The sequence below is a fragment of the Hamadaea tsunoensis DSM 44101 genome (assembly GCF_000428945.1).
Taxonomy (GTDB): domain Bacteria; phylum Actinomycetota; class Actinomycetes; order Mycobacteriales; family Micromonosporaceae; genus Hamadaea; species Hamadaea tsunoensis.
On record NZ_AUAX01000014.1, the window covers coordinates 1 to 15,700 of the forward strand.

The 15,700-nt window shown below is 70.5% G+C and carries 15 protein-coding genes; 4 read left to right on the forward strand and 11 right to left on the reverse strand.

Features of this window, described 5'->3' with window-relative positions; translation table 11 throughout:
• Positions 1-348 precede the first annotated feature (348 nt).
• Positions 349-867 (reverse strand): GNAT family N-acetyltransferase, encoded by a 519-nt coding sequence (locus tag G401_RS0119385; RefSeq protein WP_034592319.1) that lies wholly within the window; start codon positions 865-867, stop codon positions 349-351.
• Positions 868-954: 87 nt separating this feature from the next.
• A complete protein-coding gene (locus G401_RS0119390) occupies positions 955-3,075 on the reverse strand; it encodes an MMPL family transporter (RefSeq protein ID WP_027343815.1) in 2,121 nt (706 codons plus the stop codon).
• A gap of 182 nt (positions 3,076-3,257) precedes the next feature.
• Between G401_RS0119390 and G401_RS0119395 the strand changes: the two genes are divergently transcribed.
• Positions 3,258-3,950 carry a TetR/AcrR family transcriptional regulator gene (locus tag G401_RS0119395; RefSeq protein WP_027343816.1) on the forward strand — a complete coding sequence of 231 codons (693 nt, stop codon included), beginning with the start codon at positions 3,258-3,260 and terminating at the stop codon, positions 3,948-3,950.
• Positions 3,951-3,977: 27 nt separating this feature from the next.
• Here the strand turns inward: G401_RS0119395 and G401_RS0119400 are convergent, their stop codons facing one another.
• The gene (locus tag G401_RS0119400; RefSeq protein ID WP_027343817.1) at positions 3,978-5,525 is read right to left on the reverse strand and encodes a Rieske 2Fe-2S domain-containing protein; all 1,548 of its coding nucleotides are present in this window, start codon (positions 5,523-5,525) and stop codon (positions 3,978-3,980) included.
• 116 nt (positions 5,526-5,641) lie between these two features.
• Between G401_RS0119400 and G401_RS0119405 the strand changes: the two genes are divergently transcribed.
• Positions 5,642-5,866: a DUF2631 domain-containing protein gene (locus tag G401_RS0119405; protein WP_027343818.1), complete on the forward strand. Its 225-nt coding sequence runs from the start codon at positions 5,642-5,644 to the stop codon at positions 5,864-5,866.
• Positions 5,867-5,936: 70 nt separating this feature from the next.
• Here the strand turns inward: G401_RS0119405 and G401_RS0119410 are convergent, their stop codons facing one another.
• The 8 genes from G401_RS0119410 to G401_RS0119445 all read right to left on the reverse strand — a co-directional run bounded on the left by G401_RS0119410 (position 5,937) and on the right by G401_RS0119445 (position 13,688).
• Entirely contained in the window at positions 5,937-7,202 is a 1,266-nt protein-coding gene (locus tag G401_RS0119410; RefSeq protein WP_027343819.1) for a DivIVA domain-containing protein, read from the reverse strand.
• A complete protein-coding gene (gene rlmN / locus G401_RS0119415; protein WP_034592325.1) occupies positions 7,199-8,359 on the reverse strand; it encodes a 23S rRNA (adenine(2503)-C(2))-methyltransferase RlmN in 1,161 nt (386 codons plus the stop codon). Before rlmN ends, G401_RS0119410 begins: the two co-directional genes overlap by 4 nt.
• A gap of 66 nt (positions 8,360-8,425) precedes the next feature.
• The gene (locus G401_RS46855; RefSeq protein WP_051366866.1) at positions 8,426-9,511 is read right to left on the reverse strand and encodes a phosphatidate cytidylyltransferase; all 1,086 of its coding nucleotides are present in this window, start codon (positions 9,509-9,511) and stop codon (positions 8,426-8,428) included.
• Positions 9,508-10,065, reverse strand: a complete 558-nt coding sequence (gene frr / locus G401_RS0119425) for a ribosome recycling factor (protein WP_027343821.1) — start codon at positions 10,063-10,065, stop codon at positions 9,508-9,510. Before frr ends, G401_RS46855 begins: the two co-directional genes overlap by 4 nt.
• 73 nt (positions 10,066-10,138) lie before the next feature.
• Positions 10,139-10,861: a UMP kinase gene (pyrH, locus tag G401_RS0119430; RefSeq protein ID WP_027343822.1), complete on the reverse strand. Its 723-nt coding sequence runs from the start codon at positions 10,859-10,861 to the stop codon at positions 10,139-10,141.
• An 89-nt stretch (positions 10,862-10,950) separates the two neighbouring features.
• Positions 10,951-11,775: a translation elongation factor Ts gene (tsf, locus tag G401_RS0119435; RefSeq protein ID WP_027343823.1), complete on the reverse strand. Its 825-nt coding sequence runs from the start codon at positions 11,773-11,775 to the stop codon at positions 10,951-10,953.
• A gap of 78 nt (positions 11,776-11,853) precedes the next feature.
• Positions 11,854-12,750 carry a 30S ribosomal protein S2 gene (gene rpsB, locus G401_RS0119440; protein ID WP_027343824.1) on the reverse strand — a complete coding sequence of 299 codons (897 nt, stop codon included), beginning with the start codon at positions 12,748-12,750 and terminating at the stop codon, positions 11,854-11,856.
• A gap of 257 nt (positions 12,751-13,007) precedes the next feature.
• Positions 13,008-13,688 (reverse strand): hypothetical protein, encoded by a 681-nt coding sequence (locus G401_RS0119445; protein WP_027343825.1) that lies wholly within the window; start codon positions 13,686-13,688, stop codon positions 13,008-13,010.
• Between the two features lie 140 nt (positions 13,689-13,828).
• On the opposite strand from G401_RS0119445, the gene G401_RS0119450 reads away from it, so the two are divergent.
• Both G401_RS0119450 and G401_RS0119455 read left to right on the forward strand, forming a co-directional pair.
• Positions 13,829-14,191, forward strand: coding sequence for a YraN family protein (locus G401_RS0119450; RefSeq protein ID WP_027343826.1), 363 nt, complete (start codon positions 13,829-13,831; stop codon positions 14,189-14,191).
• Entirely contained in the window at positions 14,192-15,697 is a 1,506-nt protein-coding gene (locus G401_RS0119455) for a YifB family Mg chelatase-like AAA ATPase (RefSeq protein WP_027343827.1), read from the forward strand.
• The last annotated feature ends 3 nt before the right edge of the window (positions 15,698-15,700 follow it).

Consider the following 15,700-nt stretch of genomic DNA (forward strand, 5'->3'; position numbering starts at 1 on the left):
CAAAGCCCAGACCGGCCAGGGCCCCGATCTTCCCTGCGGTCGACGATCTTGCGCGAATGTTCGGGCATTCCGGGTACACCGGACGAAATTCGGGGCATTCGCGCAAGATCGTCGAGCATCTCGGGTGCACGCCGGGCAATCGCCGACCATCTCGGGGCACAAGTCGGACAGTCGCGACAAAGGCTCGGGGGTGAAGGGTGAAGCGGCGACCGGACCGCGGTGAAGGATGCTTCGCCCCGGAAACCTGGCAGTGGAGTCCCCGGAGCGCAGCGATAGGGGCGGAACGGTCTCCCGCGGGAGGAGCGGAGGTGAGATCGACGAACCCGGGACATGAATGTGATCTTGAAGTTATCGCAAGACGTAGCACTCTGCTTCGCGGTCGTACCAGCGGTCGGTGCGGCCCAGGTAGGACATGCCCAGCCGGCGCATGACGGCGAGCGACGGATCGTTGCCGGGCCAGGCGATCGCGAAGATCTCGGTGAGGCCGTAGGAGTCGGCGAGTTGGAGGGCGCCGCGGGCGGCTTCGGTGGCGTAGCCGCGGTGCCAGGAGTCGGGGTGGAAATGCCAGCCGACCTCGATGGCGCCCGGGAACCGACCGTCGGCCGGATCAGGCAGCGGGACCAGCAGGATCGTGCCGGCGATGACGCCGGTCTCCTTGATCTGTGCGGCCCAGCAGCCGTAGCGGTGGTCGTGCTTCGCGGCGAGGTCGGCCCAGCGGGCGATCATCTTCTCGCCCTGCGCGGGGTCGTCCAGGGGCTTGTCCATGCCGATCCATTTCGTCACCGCCTCCTTCGAGTAGATGTCGAAGGCGCGGGCGGCGTCGGCGGACTCCCACGGACGGACGATCAGTCGTTCGGTCTCGAACATCACGCGTTCAGGGTGCGCGGCCGTCGCCCGTACGGAAAACCCTGCCGGCGCCCGTCAAGGGGCACCGGCAGGGTCGGGCGCGGGTACTCAGGCGTGGACCGGGTCCCGGGCGTCGGCGGGAGCCGGGTCGGCGGCGGTGGAGTCGTGTTTGATGCCGAAGCGGCGGTAGATCGCGCCGAGCGGTCCGGGCGCCCACCAGTTCCAGCGGCCGAGCAGCCGCATCGTCGCCGGGACGAGGACCATCCGGACCAGGGTCGCGTCGACCACGATGGCGACGATCATGCCGACGCCCATCATCTTGATGAACATCATCTCGCCGGTCGCGAACCCGGCCACCACGATGACCAGCAGCAGCGCGGCCGCCGTGATGATCCGGCCCGTGTGCTGGACGCCCCGGGCCACCGCCGTCGTGTTGTCACCCGTCGCGTCCCATTCCTCGCGTACGCGGGACAGCAGGAAGACCTCGTAGTCCGTCGCCAGGCCGAACAGGATGACGAGGACGAGGATGAGGTTGGTCGGGTCGAGGAAGCCGGTCGCGGTGAAGTTCATCAGCCCGGCGAGGTGGCCCTGCTGGAAGCCCCAGACGACCACGCCGAAGCTGGCGCCCAGCGAGATCAGGTTCATCAGGACCGCCTTGATCGGCAGGATGATCGAGCCGAAGGCGAGGAACAGCAGCAGGAACGTCGCGAGCCCCATGATCAGGGCGGCGTACGGCAGGCGGTCGCCGAGGCTGTCGAGGAGATCCAGGTCCGTGGCGGAGCGGCCGGTGACCTGGACGGTGGCGCCCGCCGGGTCGGGCAGGGCGCGGATCTCCCGGACGACGTCGCGCGCCTCCGGCGAGGACGGCTCACCCTTGTACGTCACGCTGATCAGCGTGTCCGTGCCCTGCTGCGCCGAGACGGCCGCACCGGTCGCGCCCGGCACATGCCCGACCGAGTCCACGTAGGACTGAAGGTCGCCGGAACCGGTCACGAGAACCTGGATCGGATAGGTGGTACCCGCGCCGGTGAACCCGGAGTCGAGGCGGTCGTTGACCGTCCGCACCGTGGAGTCCGGCGGCAGGAGCCGCTCGTCGAACCCGCCGAAGCTGATCTTCAGCACCGGCAGCGCGATGACCACGAGCACCACGATGACGCCGAGGGCGTACCAGACGGGCTTCTTCATGACGCTCGTGGCGAGACGCGCCCACGCGCCGCTCTCCCGGCCGCGGCCGAGGAAACCGAGGCGGCCGGCGTTGATGCGCGGGCCGAGGACGGCGAGGAAGGCGGGCAGGACGGTGAGCGACGCGATCATGGCGACGGCGACGGCGGCCATGCCCCCGAAGCCCATCGACTTGAGGAAGATCTGTGGGAAGACCAGCAGCGAAGAGAGCGCGAGCACGATCGTGAGCCCGGAGACGAGCACCGTACGCCCAGCCGTGCTCAGCGTGCGCCGCAACGCTTCCGGAGTGTCGTGCCCCGCGGCGAGTTCTTCCCGGAAGCGGCTGACGATGAACAGGGCGTAGTCGATCGCCATGCCCAGGCCGAGAATCGTGATGATGTTGATGGCGAAGACCGAGACGTCGGTGGCCAACGTGATCAGGCGAACCGCCGTGAACGCGCCGAGCGTGGCGATGACGCCGACGACCAGCGGAGTGACCGCGGCGACCAGGCCGCGGAAGATCAGGATGAGCAGGAGCAGCAGGATCGGCATCGAGACGGTCTCGGCGAACGTGATGTCCTTGGTCGTCTGCGTGTTGACCGCCTTGAGGAACGCGATCGCACCGCCGACCTCGGTCGTCACGCCGGGTGCGTCCAGCGCCGGGCGTACGCCGTCGTAGAGCTCGCGCTTGGCGTCCTGGGTGTCGCCGCGCAGGCGTACGCCGACGTAGGTCGACTTGCCGTCGGTGGAGGTCATCCTGGCCGGGTCCCAGAGGACGTCGGTCACGTCGGCGCGGCCCTTCACGTTCTGCACCGTGGCCTGGATGTCGGCCTGGTGCGCCGTGATCCCGTCCGGCGCGGTGTACAGGACGACCAGGTCGATCGCCTGGTCGCCGAAGATGTCACGGATCTTCTGCGTGGCGACGTACGAGTCGCTGCTGCGGTTCTCGAAACCGGTGCCGGTGAGCTTGCCGAACACCCCGGTCCCCCACAGACCACTCACCAGCAGCACGCCGACCGCCGCGATGAGCACCGGCCAGCGCAGCCGGTACACGGCCTTCCCCCACATGATTCCTCCCCCTCGGAGATCTCGCGATAAGCTGTGCACGCCTGTAAGCTGAGCTAACACTGTTTGTTTTGCCAACGCTGTTTATTGTGCCAACGCTGTTTATTGTGATGACGCCGTTCACTTTGCCAACGCCGTTTACTTTGCCTACGGCGTTTGCCCGGTGTCAAGAGGGATGGAGAAACGTGGCGACGAACCGCCGGGAACGGCTTCGCGAGGCGACGATGAACGAGATCCGTGCCGCCGCCCTCGCGCAGCTCAGCACGGGCGGCCCGAGCGCGATCTCGCTCCGCGCGATCGCCCGTGACATGGGTCTCACGGCCGCCGCGCTCTATCGCTACTACGACAGTCTCGAATCGCTCACCGAGGACCTCTGCGCCGACCGCTACCGGAGCATGACCCGTTCGGTGGTCGCCGCACGCGACGCCCAGACCGACTGCGTCTCGCGGCTGCGGGCGATGTGCCTCGCGTACCGGGAGTGGGCTCTGAGCCACCCGCAGGAGTACGCGTTGATCTGCGGTGCACCGGTGCTGCTGACCGGGGACACCCCGCAGGAGGGTCCCGCCGTGGAGAAGATGGAGGCGGCGGTCGACTTCACGCTCGCCTTCCTGGGTCCATTCGCGGAGGCGTGGGCCGGTCGGCGTACGCCACCGCCGGCCCTGCTGCCGGGCGTGCTGGAGTCGCTGGACGGGGTCGTCGTCGAGCTGCTGACGGACAAGCTGCCGCCCGAGGGGATCGTCTACTTCGTCAACGGCTGGGCGCGGCTGTCCGGCGCGATCACCACGGAGATCTTCGGGCACCTGCGGTGGGCGGCGTCGGACGCCGAGCCGCTGTTCCGCGAGAACCTCGAGGACATGCTCCGCCAGCTGACCGCCTGACCTGCTGTTCGGCCGGCCGTTGGAGCGCTATTCGGCCGGTCGCTCGGGCGCCTTCTCGGAGCGGATCTCGTGCCCGACGCTGGTCAGGCACCGGCCGCTGGCGAGGTCGAACCGCCAGCCGTGCAGCTGGCAGGTCAGCGTGTTGCCGTCGACGATGCCGAACCGGGTCAGGTCCGCGTTCAGGTGCGGGCAGCGCCGCTGGAACTTCCAGCCGCCCAGGACGATGTCCTCGGCGTCGGGGCGGCGCGACTCGTACCAGCCCTCGGCGTACTGCAGGCGCTCCTCGGAGAGGCACTTGAAGAAGGCGTAGACGAACTCGTTGTACTGCCCGATCCGCGCCGCCGAGAACCGGCAGGACAGGAACAGGGAGTTCACCCAGTCGCCTTCGTCGATGTGCAGCAGGTGCTCGATCAGCCGCCGTTCGGTCCGGAAGCGGTAGCGCACCTTCTCGTCGGCGGCGACGCGTACCTCCTTGCCGGGGAAGTCCACGACGATCGACTCGACCACGTCGCCCTCGGGGCTGGTCAGGTCGAACCGGACCGGGCCGCCGACCCCCTGCGCGAGGCGTACGGACTCGTCGAGCAGCGGCTCGATGCGCGCCTTCATGCCGGCGAGCACATCGATCTCCGGGTGCGACCACGACGCCTTCTCCCGGGCGATGGTCGCCTCCTGCCGCTCCTTGTACGCCTTGAGGTGCGTCTCCTTGTTCGCGAAGTACTCGTCCACGTCGGTCGGGTGCTCGGTCTTCGCCGACTCCGTGGTCAGCTCGGTCACCGAGCCGGGCAGCAGGACGATGCCGTTCGTGCCGCCGACCTTCGCGTACTCGGAGAGGAACACGGACTGGTCGGGGAAGATGTTTCCCTCGTCGCCGAAGATGTCGTTGAACTGCCACAGCTCGTCGTCGAGGAAGCACGGCGGCCCGGCGATCGGGAAGACCCACGACGCGTTCAGGTCGTCGATGTAGCGCCACGTGCGGTCGAACTGCCGGTCGCGCTTCTGCTTGCCGAACGCGGTCTTGGCCGACTGCGGCAGCTCGTAGACCATCGGGTACCAGATGGCGCCCGAGAACTGGAGCATGTGCGCGTGCACGTGGCCCAGCTCCGCGAAGCGCTGCAGATCCGTGGGCCGAGCGTCGTTCTGGTTCAGCACGCGTACGCCGTCGTGCTCGACCCAGAGCGAGGAGTCGCCGATGGGACCGTCGGTGGGCGAGGTCAGCGCCTGGATCATGATCTTCAGGCCGCCGTCGAGCTCGTGCACCTCGTCCGAGACGGTCTTGTAGAACTTCGTGAAGCCGAGGTCGCGCAGTTCGTCCTCGAGCTGGCTGGTCGGGTACTCCGGCAGCAGCACGGTCGCCCGCTTCGACACGTACCGCTTCAGGTGCGCGGCGTCGAAGTGGTCGCGGTGCAGATGCGAGACGTAGAGGTAGTCGCAGTCGCCGAGCGTCTCCCAGTCGAGCTGGGAATTGTCCGGGAAAGGGAACCAAGAAGCGAAGTACGCCGGATTCACCCACGGATCACAGAGGATGCTGCCCGCCTCGGTGTCGATCCGCATGCTCGCATGGCCCGTACCCGTGATGCGCACGTCTTGCCCCTTACTAGAAGCCCCTCGGCCCGAAACCCTCGCCCCGAGGCTACCGGACGGCGTACGCATGCCAGACTGAGCGGGACAGTAACGCCAGGAAGGACGCCATCGTGGCCGGAAACGAACCCGTGACCTCCCCCGATCAGCACAAGCCGACGCCGATCAAGGCGGCCCGGATCGCCGGGACCCTGACGATCTTCGCGCTGCTGCTCATGACGATCGGCAACCACGAGGGACACGTCGAGGACCTCTGGCTGATCGGCATCGCGGCGACGATCGCGATCATCCTCATCAGCGACGCGGTGCTGCGCCGCAACGGCCTGCGCAGCACCTGACACCAGCGCTGCACGACGAAGGCGCCGCCATCCCCGGCCGGGGTCGGCGGCGCCTTTCACGTCGGGCGGATCAGCGGCGGCGGACGATGTCGCGTACCTCACGGAGGGCGGCGTCGACCTCGGCCTCGTAGTAGCCGCCGGGCACCAGGCTGAACTGGGCCGGGTCGAGCTCCGTCTCGCCGAGCGGGGCCGAATTGTGCCCGGCCAGCGACGAGAGCACCCCGTCGAACAGCCGGTCGACCTGCGAGGGGTCGTAGCCGCTGCCGAACCGGCGCAGCTGGAACGTACGCCGCATCTGGTCGACCCGCTGCGCCTCGGCACCGCCGCCACCGGCCGGCGGGTTCATTCCACCACCGGGCGGAGCCAGCGGCGAACCGCCGAGGGTCGAGGGCGCCGGACCGCCGAACGGCGACTGCGCCGGGGAACCCGCCGACGGCGAGCCGTAGGTGCCGGCGGACGGCCGGTCGAACTCCGGGCCGGGGCCGTAGCTGTCACTGCGCGGCGGGAACGACGGCTGCCCGTACGCCGGGGGCCGGTCGAAGGTCGGCGGGGCGGGCGGCGGCATGGTGCTGAACCGGCCCGTGTCGTCCGTCGGCATGCGGATCTCGGTGGTCATGTCGGTCTTGCCGTGCCGGCTGGGGTCGAACCCGGGCGGGCCGTCGAATCCGCCGGGGCCGCCAGGACCACCGGAGCCGGGGCCGCCGACGGGCGAGCCGTTCAGGGGCCGCTGGGGCATGCCGTCGGGCCGGTCCAGGCCGGGCCGGTCCGGCCCACCCTGGCGGTCCAGGCCGGGACGGTCGCCGAAGCCGGGACGGTCGCCGGGGCCGCCGATCGAGCCGTTGGGCGGGTTGCCGAGCCCACCGGGGCCGCCGGACATGCCCACGGGGGCGCCGAGGCCGCCGGGGGTGCCCAGGGTCGCACCGGGATCGCGCCGGATGCCCTCGAAGCCGCCGGCGCCGCCGAACGCGGGCTCGGGCTCGAACCGCTGCGGCTGGGGCACGGGCCGCGTCGGCAGGGGCGTCGACGGCGGTGCCGGCGGGCCCGCCGGACGCTCCGTCGCGCGCAGCGCCTCGCCGCGGCCGGGCTGCTTGGCCCGCTCCTCCAGCTCGGCGAGCTGCCGCTCGACCCGGTCGAGGTGCAGGTCCACCTGCCACTCGTCGTAACCGCCGAAACGGACGCGGAAGACGACGTCGTGAACCTCCTGCGAGGTGACGTGCGCCCCCGGCACGCCGTTCAGCGTCCCCTCGACGCGGTCGAGGAAGATGTCCACCTCATCGACCTTGTAGCCACGGCGTACGGCTCGCCGCCGGAAACGCTGGCCGCCCGATCCGCTCATGCCTGCTCCTCGCTAGCCGCCAACTGTCCACACGCTCCGTCTATTTCCCGCCCCCGTGTATCACGCACAGTAGTCGGGACGCCCGCCGCTCGCAGCCTTCGCACGAACTCTCGTTCCACAGGCTTGGGACTGGCGTCCCATTTGCTGCCGGGTGTGGGATTGAGAGGGATCAGGTTGACGTGGGCGAGCTTGCCCGCCAGCAGGCGCCCCAGAAGGTCGGCCCGCCACGGGTGGTCGTTGACGTCCCTGATCATCGCGTACTCGATGGAGACGCGCCGTCCCGTGCGGTGCGCGTACGCCCATGCGGCATCGAGCACCTCGGCTACCTTCCAGCGCTGGTTCACGGGTACCAGTTCGTCGCGCAGCTCATCATCGGGTGCGTGCAGCGAGAGCGCAAGAGTGACGGACAGATCCTCCTCCGCCAACTTCCGCATGGCCGGAACGAGTCCGACAGTCGACACGGTGATGTGCCGCTGCGACAGGCCGAGCCCTTCGGGCGCCGGGGCGGTGAGGCGGCGGACCGCCTCGATGACACGGGGATAGTTGGCCAGCGGCTCGCCCATCCCCATGAAGACGACGTGGCTGAGCCGGTTCGGGCTGCCCGGTACGCCGCCGGCCGCGGCCAGCCCGGCCAGGTAGACGACCTGGTCCACGATTTCGGCGGTCGAGAGATTACGGGTCAGCCCGGCCTGGCCGGTGGCGCAGAACGGGCAGGCCATGCCGCAGCCGGCCTGACTGGAGACGCAGACGGTCACGCGGTCTGGGTACCCCATCAGCACGCTCTCGACCAACGAACCGTCGTGTAGCCGCCACAACGCCTTGCGGGTCGCGCCGTCGTCGCAGGCGAGCTCGCGTACGGCGGTGAGGAGGTGGGGAAGCAGATCGGCGGCGAGCTTGTCACGGGCCGCGACCGGAATGTCGGTCATGCCGGCCGGATCGCGCTCGAAGCGCGCGAAATAGTGCGTGGACAGCTGCGTGGCGCGGAACTCCTTCTCCCCCAGCCCGGCGACGGCGGTACGCCGCGCGGCGAGGTCGAGGTCGGCGAGGTGGCGGGGCGGCAGCTTGGCGCGGTGACGCGCGGCGGCGGCCGGCTCGCCCGAGCCCCGGCCGAGAACGATCGGTGCGCGGTCGACGGAGAGCAGCGGCAGTTCAGTCATGGCGGTACCAGTCTCCCACGCGCCCGGCCGACCCCGGAGCGACGGTGGCGCCCGTCACGCTGCCGTCTACTTGACGGGAGCCAGGAGGCTCAGCAGCAGGTACGCCGTGGGCAGCGCGAACAGGATCGAGTCGAGGCGATCCATGAGGCCGCCGTGACCGGGCAGCAGGTTGCTCATGTCCTTGATCCCGAGGTCGCGCTTGAGGAGCGACTCGGCCAGGTCGCCGAGCACGCACGCGACCGCGACGGCGATGCCGAACAGCGCGCCCCACCACGGCTTCACGTGCAGCTGTGTGGCCAGCAGGATCGCGCTGATGAGCCCGGCGCCCACGAGCGAGCCCGCGAACCCCTCCCAGCTCTTCTTCGGGCTGATCGTCGGGGCCATCGGATGCTTGCCGAACAGCACGCCCGCCACGAATCCGCCGGTGTCGGAGAGCACCACGGCGGCCAGCGCGCACAGGATCCGCCACTGCCCGTCGTCCGGCGTGGCCAGCGGCGACGCGAACGAGAGCAGGAACGGCACGTACAGCAGGATCAGCGCCGAGGCGCCCATGTCCTTCTGGTAGCCCGCCGGCCCGTCGGCCAGCCGCCAGACGAACACGGCGAGCACCGAGATCAGCAGGCCGAGGCTCAGCGCCTCGACGCCGCGGAACCAGGACAGCCCCAGCATCACCGCGCCGCCCGCCAGCAGCGGGATCAGCGGGGGGTTCGCGCCGCTGTTGCGGATCGCCCGCACCAGCTCCCAGATCCCCACGCCGGCCGCCGCGAGCAGGACCAGCACGAAGAAGGGCTTGGCGAAGAACAGCACGCCCAGCACCGTCGCGGCGAGCAGCACGCCCACCGCGATCGACACGGGCACGTTGCGGCCCGCTTCCCGCTTTCTCCTTCTGCCTGTACGCGTTTCGGCGCGCTCAGGTTCGATCGGCGGTTGCGCGTACTCCCCCGTCGGCACGTCGTCCCGGGCCGGGGGCATGCTCGGCACCCCCCGGGCCGCCGCCGGTTCGGCGGGCGGCTCCGGGCGTTCGTCGCGATCGTCGGTGCGGTCGAAGAAGCCGCCGGCCTCCGAGTCGTCACTGAGTCCCCGGAGGCGCGAGTACGCGCTGGAGCCCGCGCCCCAGCCGGGGGACGGCTCGTCCGATTCCGACCGCCTCATACCTCGAGCAGCTCGGCTTCCTTGTGCTTGAGCAGCTCGTCGACGGCGGCCGTGTAGCGGTGGGTGAGCTCGTCGAGCTCCTTCTCCGCGCGGCGGCCCTCGTCCTCGCCCGCCTCGCCGTCCTTGACGATGCGGTCGAGCTCCTCCTTGCCCCGCCGGCGTACGTTGCGGACGGCGACCTTGGCCTCCTCGCCCTTGGTGCGGGCGACCTTGATCATGTCGCGGCGGCGCTCCTCGGTCATCGGGGGGACGAGGATGCGCAGCTGGGTTCCTTCGCTGCTGGGGTTGACCCCGAGGTCGGAGTCGCGGATGGCCCGCTCCATCGCGCCGAGCTGCGACGCGTCGTAGGGCTTGATGATGACCATCCGGGGCTCGGGCACGGCGACCGACGCCATCTGGGGCAACGGCGTGGGTGTGCCGTAGTAGTCGATCACGATCTTGGAGAACATGGACGCGTTGGCGCGACCCGTACGGATCGCCGCGAGTTCCTCCTTGGCGTGCTCGACCGCCCGGTCCATCTTCTCCTCGGCCTCGAGGAGCGCATCGTCGATCACGGGCTTCGTCGCCTCCTTATGCAGTGGTACTCAAAAGTCTGTCACGTGCGCCCGGGGTCTGCCGGGGTGGCCGTTACGCCGTGATGAGCGTGCCGATCTTCTCCCCGCCGACCGCGCGGACGATGTTGTCGTCGCCCTCGGCCGCGAAGACCAGCATCGGCAGGCCGTTGTCGGCGCAGAGCGAGAAGGCGGCCTGGTCGGCCACGCGCAGCCCCTGGCGCAGGGCCTCGTCGAAGGTGAGCGAGTCGAGCTTGACCGCGTCCGGGTCGGTACGCGGATCCGCCGTGTACACGCCGTCGACGCCGTTCTTGCTCATCAGCACGATGTCGGCGTGGATCTCCAGCGCCCGCTGGGCCGAGACGGTGTCGGTGGAGAAGTACGGCATGCCGGCCCCGGCGCCGAAGATCACGACGCGGCCCTTCTCCAGGTGGCGGATGGCCCGCAGCGGGATGTACTGCTCGGCGACCTGTGCCATCGAGATCGCGGTCTGTACGCGTGTCTCGATGCCCTCCTTCTCCAGGAAGTCCTGCAGGGCGAGGCAGTTCATGACGGTGCCGAGCATGCCCATGTAGTCGGCCCGGGCCCGGTCCATCCCGCGCTTCTGGAGTTCGGCGCCACGGAAGAAGTTGCCGCCGCCGACGACGACCGCGACCTGGACGCCACGGCGTACGACGGTGGCGATCTGGTGCGCGATGCCGGACACGACATCGGGGTCGACGCCGATCGCGCCGCCGCCGAACACCTCGCCGGACAGCTTGAGAACGACCCGCCGGGCCCGTGTGGTCTGCTCGGTCACTTACTCCCACCCCTTCGTGTTCGCCAGAAGACCATATGCCACGGGGAGGCCGTGGCTCTCACCAACGACCTCCCCGCTTCTCACGCCGTTCAGGCCTGGCCGACCTCGAAGCGCGTGAACGCGGTGACCTCGATGCCGGCTTCCTTCAGCACCTGGGCGACGCTCTTCTTCTGGTCGGTGACCGACGCCTGCTCGAGCAGGACGAAGTCCTTGAAGAAGGAGTTCACCCGGCCCTCGATGATCTTCGGGAGAGCCGCCTGGGGCTTGCCCTCCTCGATCGCGGTCTGCTCGGCGATACGCCGCTCGGACTCGACGACCTCGGCCGGGACCTCCTCGCGGGTCACGTACTTCGGCCGCATCGCGGCGATCTGCATCGCCACCGAGCGGGCGTCGTCGAGGCCGGCCTCGTCGCCCTTGCCCGCGTACTGCACGGCCACGCCGACCTGGGGCGGCAGGTCCGAGCTCTTGCGGTGCATGTAGACCGCGATGTCGCCGTCGAGGATCGCGAAGCGGTTCACGACCAGCTTCTCGCCGATCGTCGCCGAGGCGTCCTGGAGGACGTCGGCGACGTTCTTGCCGTCGAGCTGCGAGGCGAGCAGGGCGTCGACGTCGGCCGGCTTGATCGCGGCGATGTGCTCGACCAGCTTCTGGGCGAGCGCGATGAAGTCCGCGTTCTTCGCCACGAAGTCGGTCTCGCAGTTCAGCTCCAGCAGGGCGTTGCCGCTGTGGGCGACCAGGCCGTTGGCCGTGGTCCGGCCGGCCCGCTTGCCGACATCCTTGGCGCCCTTGACGCGCAGGATCTCGACGGCCTTGTCGAAGTCACCCTCGGCCTCTTCCAGGGCCTTCTTGCAGTCCATCATGCCGGCGCCGGTGAGCTCACGCAGGCGCTTGACATCTGCAGCGGTGTAAGACATGTCTGACTCTTCCCTAGTTCTGTGAGAGAGATCCCCCGCAGGCGGTCGCCCGCCCGCGGGGCTCGCAAGACGCCGAGGTCACTCGGCAGCGGGGGTGATCTCCGCGTCGGTGGCGACCGCCTCGGTGAGCGGGGCCTCGGCCGCAGCCTCGGCGGCGGGCTCAGCGGCCTCGGCCGCCTTGGCGGCACCACCCTGCAGCAGCTCGCGCTCCCACTCGGCCAGCGGCTCGTCGCCGGCGACCGTGCCCGGCTGGGGCTTGGTGTCGGCGCCACCGCGGGTCGCCTTGCCCGACCGGGCGATGAGCCCGTCGGCCACGGCCGCCGCGACGACCCGCGTCAGCAGCTCGGCCGAGCGGATCGCGTCGTCGTTGCCCGGGATCGGGAAGTCGACCTCGTCCGGGTCGCAGTTCGTGTCGAGCACGGCGATGACCGGGATGCCCAGCTTGCGCGCCTCGTCGACCGCGATGTGCTCCTTCTTGGTGTCGATCACCCAGATCGCCGCCGGGAGCTTCTGCATGTCGCGCAGACCGCCGAGGGTCTTGGTCAACTTCTCCTTCTCGCGCTGCAGCTGAAGGGTCTCCTTCTTGGTGTAACCCTTCTCCTGGCCGATCTGGTCGATCGCCTCGAGTTCCTTCATCCGCTGCAGCCGCTTGTAGACCGTCTGGAAGTTGGTCAGCATGCCGCCCAGCCAGCGGTGGTTGACGTAAGGCATGCCCACCCGGCTCGCCTGCTCGGAGACGGCCTCCTGAGCCTGCTTCTTGGTGCCGACGAACAGCACCGAACCGCCCTCGGCGACCGTCGTGCGCACGAACTCGTACGCCTTCTCGATGTAGTCGAGCGTCTGCCGGAGGTCGATGATGTAGATGCCGTTGCGCTCGGTGAAGATGAATCGCTTCATCTTCGGGTTCCAGCGCCGGGTCTGGTGCCCGAAGTGAACACCGCTCTCCAGCAGCTGGCGCATGGTGACGACGGCCATGTGATGGCTCCTTGCCTGTCCCTGGTTGTCGCACGGACCGGCTGGCCCGCGCCCTGGCGCCCCACCACGGCCTCGGGTGGCCCGCGAACGGGACCAGGGGAGGGCCGCGCGTGTCCGATCGCACAAAGTCGCGTGATCAGGAGATGGGCGCGCGAAGTTGACCGCGCGTGGCGGTCACCGGTTGACCAGTGTACGCCCCTGCCCGACCCGCTCTTGCAGCGGCATCAGGCGTCCGCCCGGCGGTCCGGAACGCGGGGTCAGGCCGCGGCCCCCGCCGCGATCAGGAGGACCAGGGCCACCGGCAGGTACGCCAGCGGCGGCCGCAGGAAGGCCTTTGGCCCGCCGTGGCCGGCGCCGGTGATCAACGCGTACATGCCGATGCCCAGGAGGGGCAGGGCGATCACGGTGAGGCCGCCGGCCAGCACCCGGTGCGCGTCCAGCCCGACGATGCCGCGCAGGAGCACCAGCAGCATCACGAGTTCGAGGATGCCGAGCCCGATGCCGAGCGCGGCCGCGTGCAACGGCTTGCGGCTGCGGTAGACCTCACCGCCGCGCTGCGACCGGGACGGCTGCTCGGCCGGGCCCGGATCGGCGGAGTGCGAGGTGAACCCGCTCGGCGGCGGCGGCGTACGCGGATCGATCGGGACCGCGCTGCGCGGCGGCTCGAAAGCCGGCGCCGGCTCGGTACGCCCGTAGGTGTTGTCGGCGTAGCCGGTCTCGCCGTAGCCGGCCTCGCCGTAGCCGCCGTAGCGCTGCTCGGGGCCGCCGTAGCCGCCCGGCTCCGCGCCGTAGACCGTGCCGTTGTCGGCGTAGCCGCCGCGCTGGGATCGGGAGGACCGGTCGTCGAAGCCGCCGCGGCGATCACGCCGGTCGGGCTCGGCCGCGCCACGGTCGTCGGGGTACCAGCGTCCGTCGGGGTATCCGCGCTCTGTATCCACGGACGGGAACCGTAAGCCGTTTCGCCCCGATCCGCCACCCCGGGGGTGACCGCACGCCGGTTTTCCACAAACTCTCGGCATCCACATCCCGATCATCGGACCGCTGGCCGCGATCGCCGGCGCGGGCCAGGCTGCCTGCCATGACGAGAGTTCGGCGCGCACTGGGCGCCTGGGGCGAGCACGTCGCCGAGGCGTACCTGGCCGGTCGGGGGTTGTCGATCATCGACCGGAACTGGCGCTGCCGCGAGGGCGAGATCGACCTGGTCGCGGCCGACGGCGGCACCGTGGTGTTCTGCGAGGTCAAGACCCGGCGTGGGAGCACGTTCGGGACCGGGCTCGATGCCGTCGCCGGTCGCAAGGCGGCCCGCCTGCGCCGGCTGGCGATGCTCTGGCTGGCCGCGCACGCCCGCGACGAGGCGGCCGAGATCCGGTTCGACGTGATCAGCGTCACCCCGCGCCCCGGCAACGGGCCCGGGATCGACCATGCTCGGGGCGTGTTCTAGGTGAGCTACGCCCGGGTGCTGAGCGCCGGCCTGACCGGCACGGCCGGCCAGGTGGTCGAGGTCGAGGCCGACATCGCGTTCGGCCTGCCCCAGTTCGTCGTCTCCGGCCTGCCCGACGCCGCCCTGCACGAGTCCCGCGACCGCGTACGCGCGGCGGTCGTCAACGCGGGCGAGGAGTGGCCGGCCCGGCGGGTCACGATCAACCTGCTGCCCGCACCGGTACGCAAGCAGGGGTCCAGCTACGACCTGGCCATCGCGATCGCGCTGCTCGGTGGCACCGGCCGGCTGCCGCTCGCCCCGCTGGACGGCACCGTCCTCATCGGAGAGCTGGGCCTCGACGGCCGGCTCCGGCCGGTCCGGGGCGTGCTGCCGATGGTGGCCGCCGGGGTCCGCGCCGGACACCTGCGGGCGATCGTGCCCACCGTCAACGGCGGCGAGGCGGCCCTCGTCCCGGGGGCGGGCGTACGCACGGCGGACTCGCTCAACGACGTCATCCGGTTCGTCCGCGACGGGGCGGCGCTCGGCGTACCCGCGGCACGGCGGCCGGGGCCGGATCCGGCCACAGTGGACATGGCCGACGTCGCCGGCCAGGAGTACGCCAAGTTCGTCCTGGAGATCGCGGCGGCGGGCGGCCATCACCTGTCGATGATCGGGCCGCCCGGGGCCGGCAAGACCATGCTGGCCGCGCGGCTGCCGACGATCCTGCCGGCGCTCGACGACACCGACGCGATCGAGGTCACGTCCATCCTCTCGATCGCCGGCAAGCTGCCCGGCGACGGCCTCGTACGCCGCCCGCCGTTCATGGCGCCCCACCACACGAGCAGCCCGGCGGCGCTGATCGGCGGGGGCAGCGGACTCGTCCGGCCGGGCGCGCTGTCGTTCGCCCATCGCGGAGTGCTGTTCCTCGACGAGGTCGCCGAGTTCCCCAAGGCCGTCCTGGAGACCCTGCGGCAGCCCCTCGAAGAAGGCGTCGTACGCCTCGGCCGGACCCGCGAGATCGTCACGCTGCCGGCGCGCGTACAGCTGGTGACGGCGGCGAATCCGTGCCGCTGCGCGAAGCCGGGCGGCGATACCCGGTGCGAGTGCACGCCGCTGGAGCGCCGGCGATATCTCGGCCGCCTGTCCGGGCCGCTGCTCGACCGGATCGACCTGCATCTGCGGCTGGAGGCGGTGACCGCGGCGAGCCTGCTCGGGGCGGAATCGGCGGCGGCGCCGGAGGACTCCGCGACCATGGCCGCCCGGGTCGCCCAGGCTCGCGCCGCGGCCGCCGAACGGTGGCGTACGCGGGGATGGCGGCTCAACGCGGAGGCCGACCGGTCCGCCCTGGCGCTGCCGGACGCGGCGACGGCCGACGTGCGGCACCGCATCGACACGGGGCAGCTCTCCGCCCGCGGTGTCGTCCGCGTGCTGCGGGTCGCCTGGACGATCGCCGACCTGCGGGGCGCGCCCGTGCCCGGCCGCGAGGACGTCACCACCGCCCTCGGCCTGCGCCTGGCCGCCCACTGAACA

Excerpts from the sequence above, each read along its gene's own strand:
- G401_RS0119385 (WP_034592319.1), bottom strand. The coding sequence starts at position 867 with ATGTTCGAGACCGAACGACTGATCGTCCGTCCGTGGGAGTCCGCCGAC.
- G401_RS0119390 (WP_027343815.1), bottom strand. The coding sequence starts at position 3,075 with ATGTGGGGGAAGGCCGTGTACCGGCTGCGCTGGCCGGTGCTCATCGCG.
- G401_RS0119410 (WP_027343819.1), bottom strand. The coding sequence starts at position 7,202 with ATGAGCGGATCGGGCGGCCAGCGTTTCCGGCGGCGAGCCGTACGCCGT.
- rlmN (WP_034592325.1), bottom strand. The coding sequence starts at position 8,359 with ATGACTGAACTGCCGCTGCTCTCCGTCGACCGCGCACCGATCGTTCTC.
- G401_RS46855 (WP_051366866.1), bottom strand. The coding sequence starts at position 9,511 with ATGAGGCGGTCGGAATCGGACGAGCCGTCCCCCGGCTGGGGCGCGGGC.
- tsf (WP_027343823.1), bottom strand. The coding sequence starts at position 11,775 with ATGTCTTACACCGCTGCAGATGTCAAGCGCCTGCGTGAGCTCACCGGC.
- rpsB (WP_027343824.1), bottom strand. The coding sequence starts at position 12,750 with ATGGCCGTCGTCACCATGCGCCAGCTGCTGGAGAGCGGTGTTCACTTC.
- G401_RS0119450 (WP_027343826.1), top strand. The coding sequence starts at position 13,829 with ATGACGAGAGTTCGGCGCGCACTGGGCGCCTGGGGCGAGCACGTCGCC.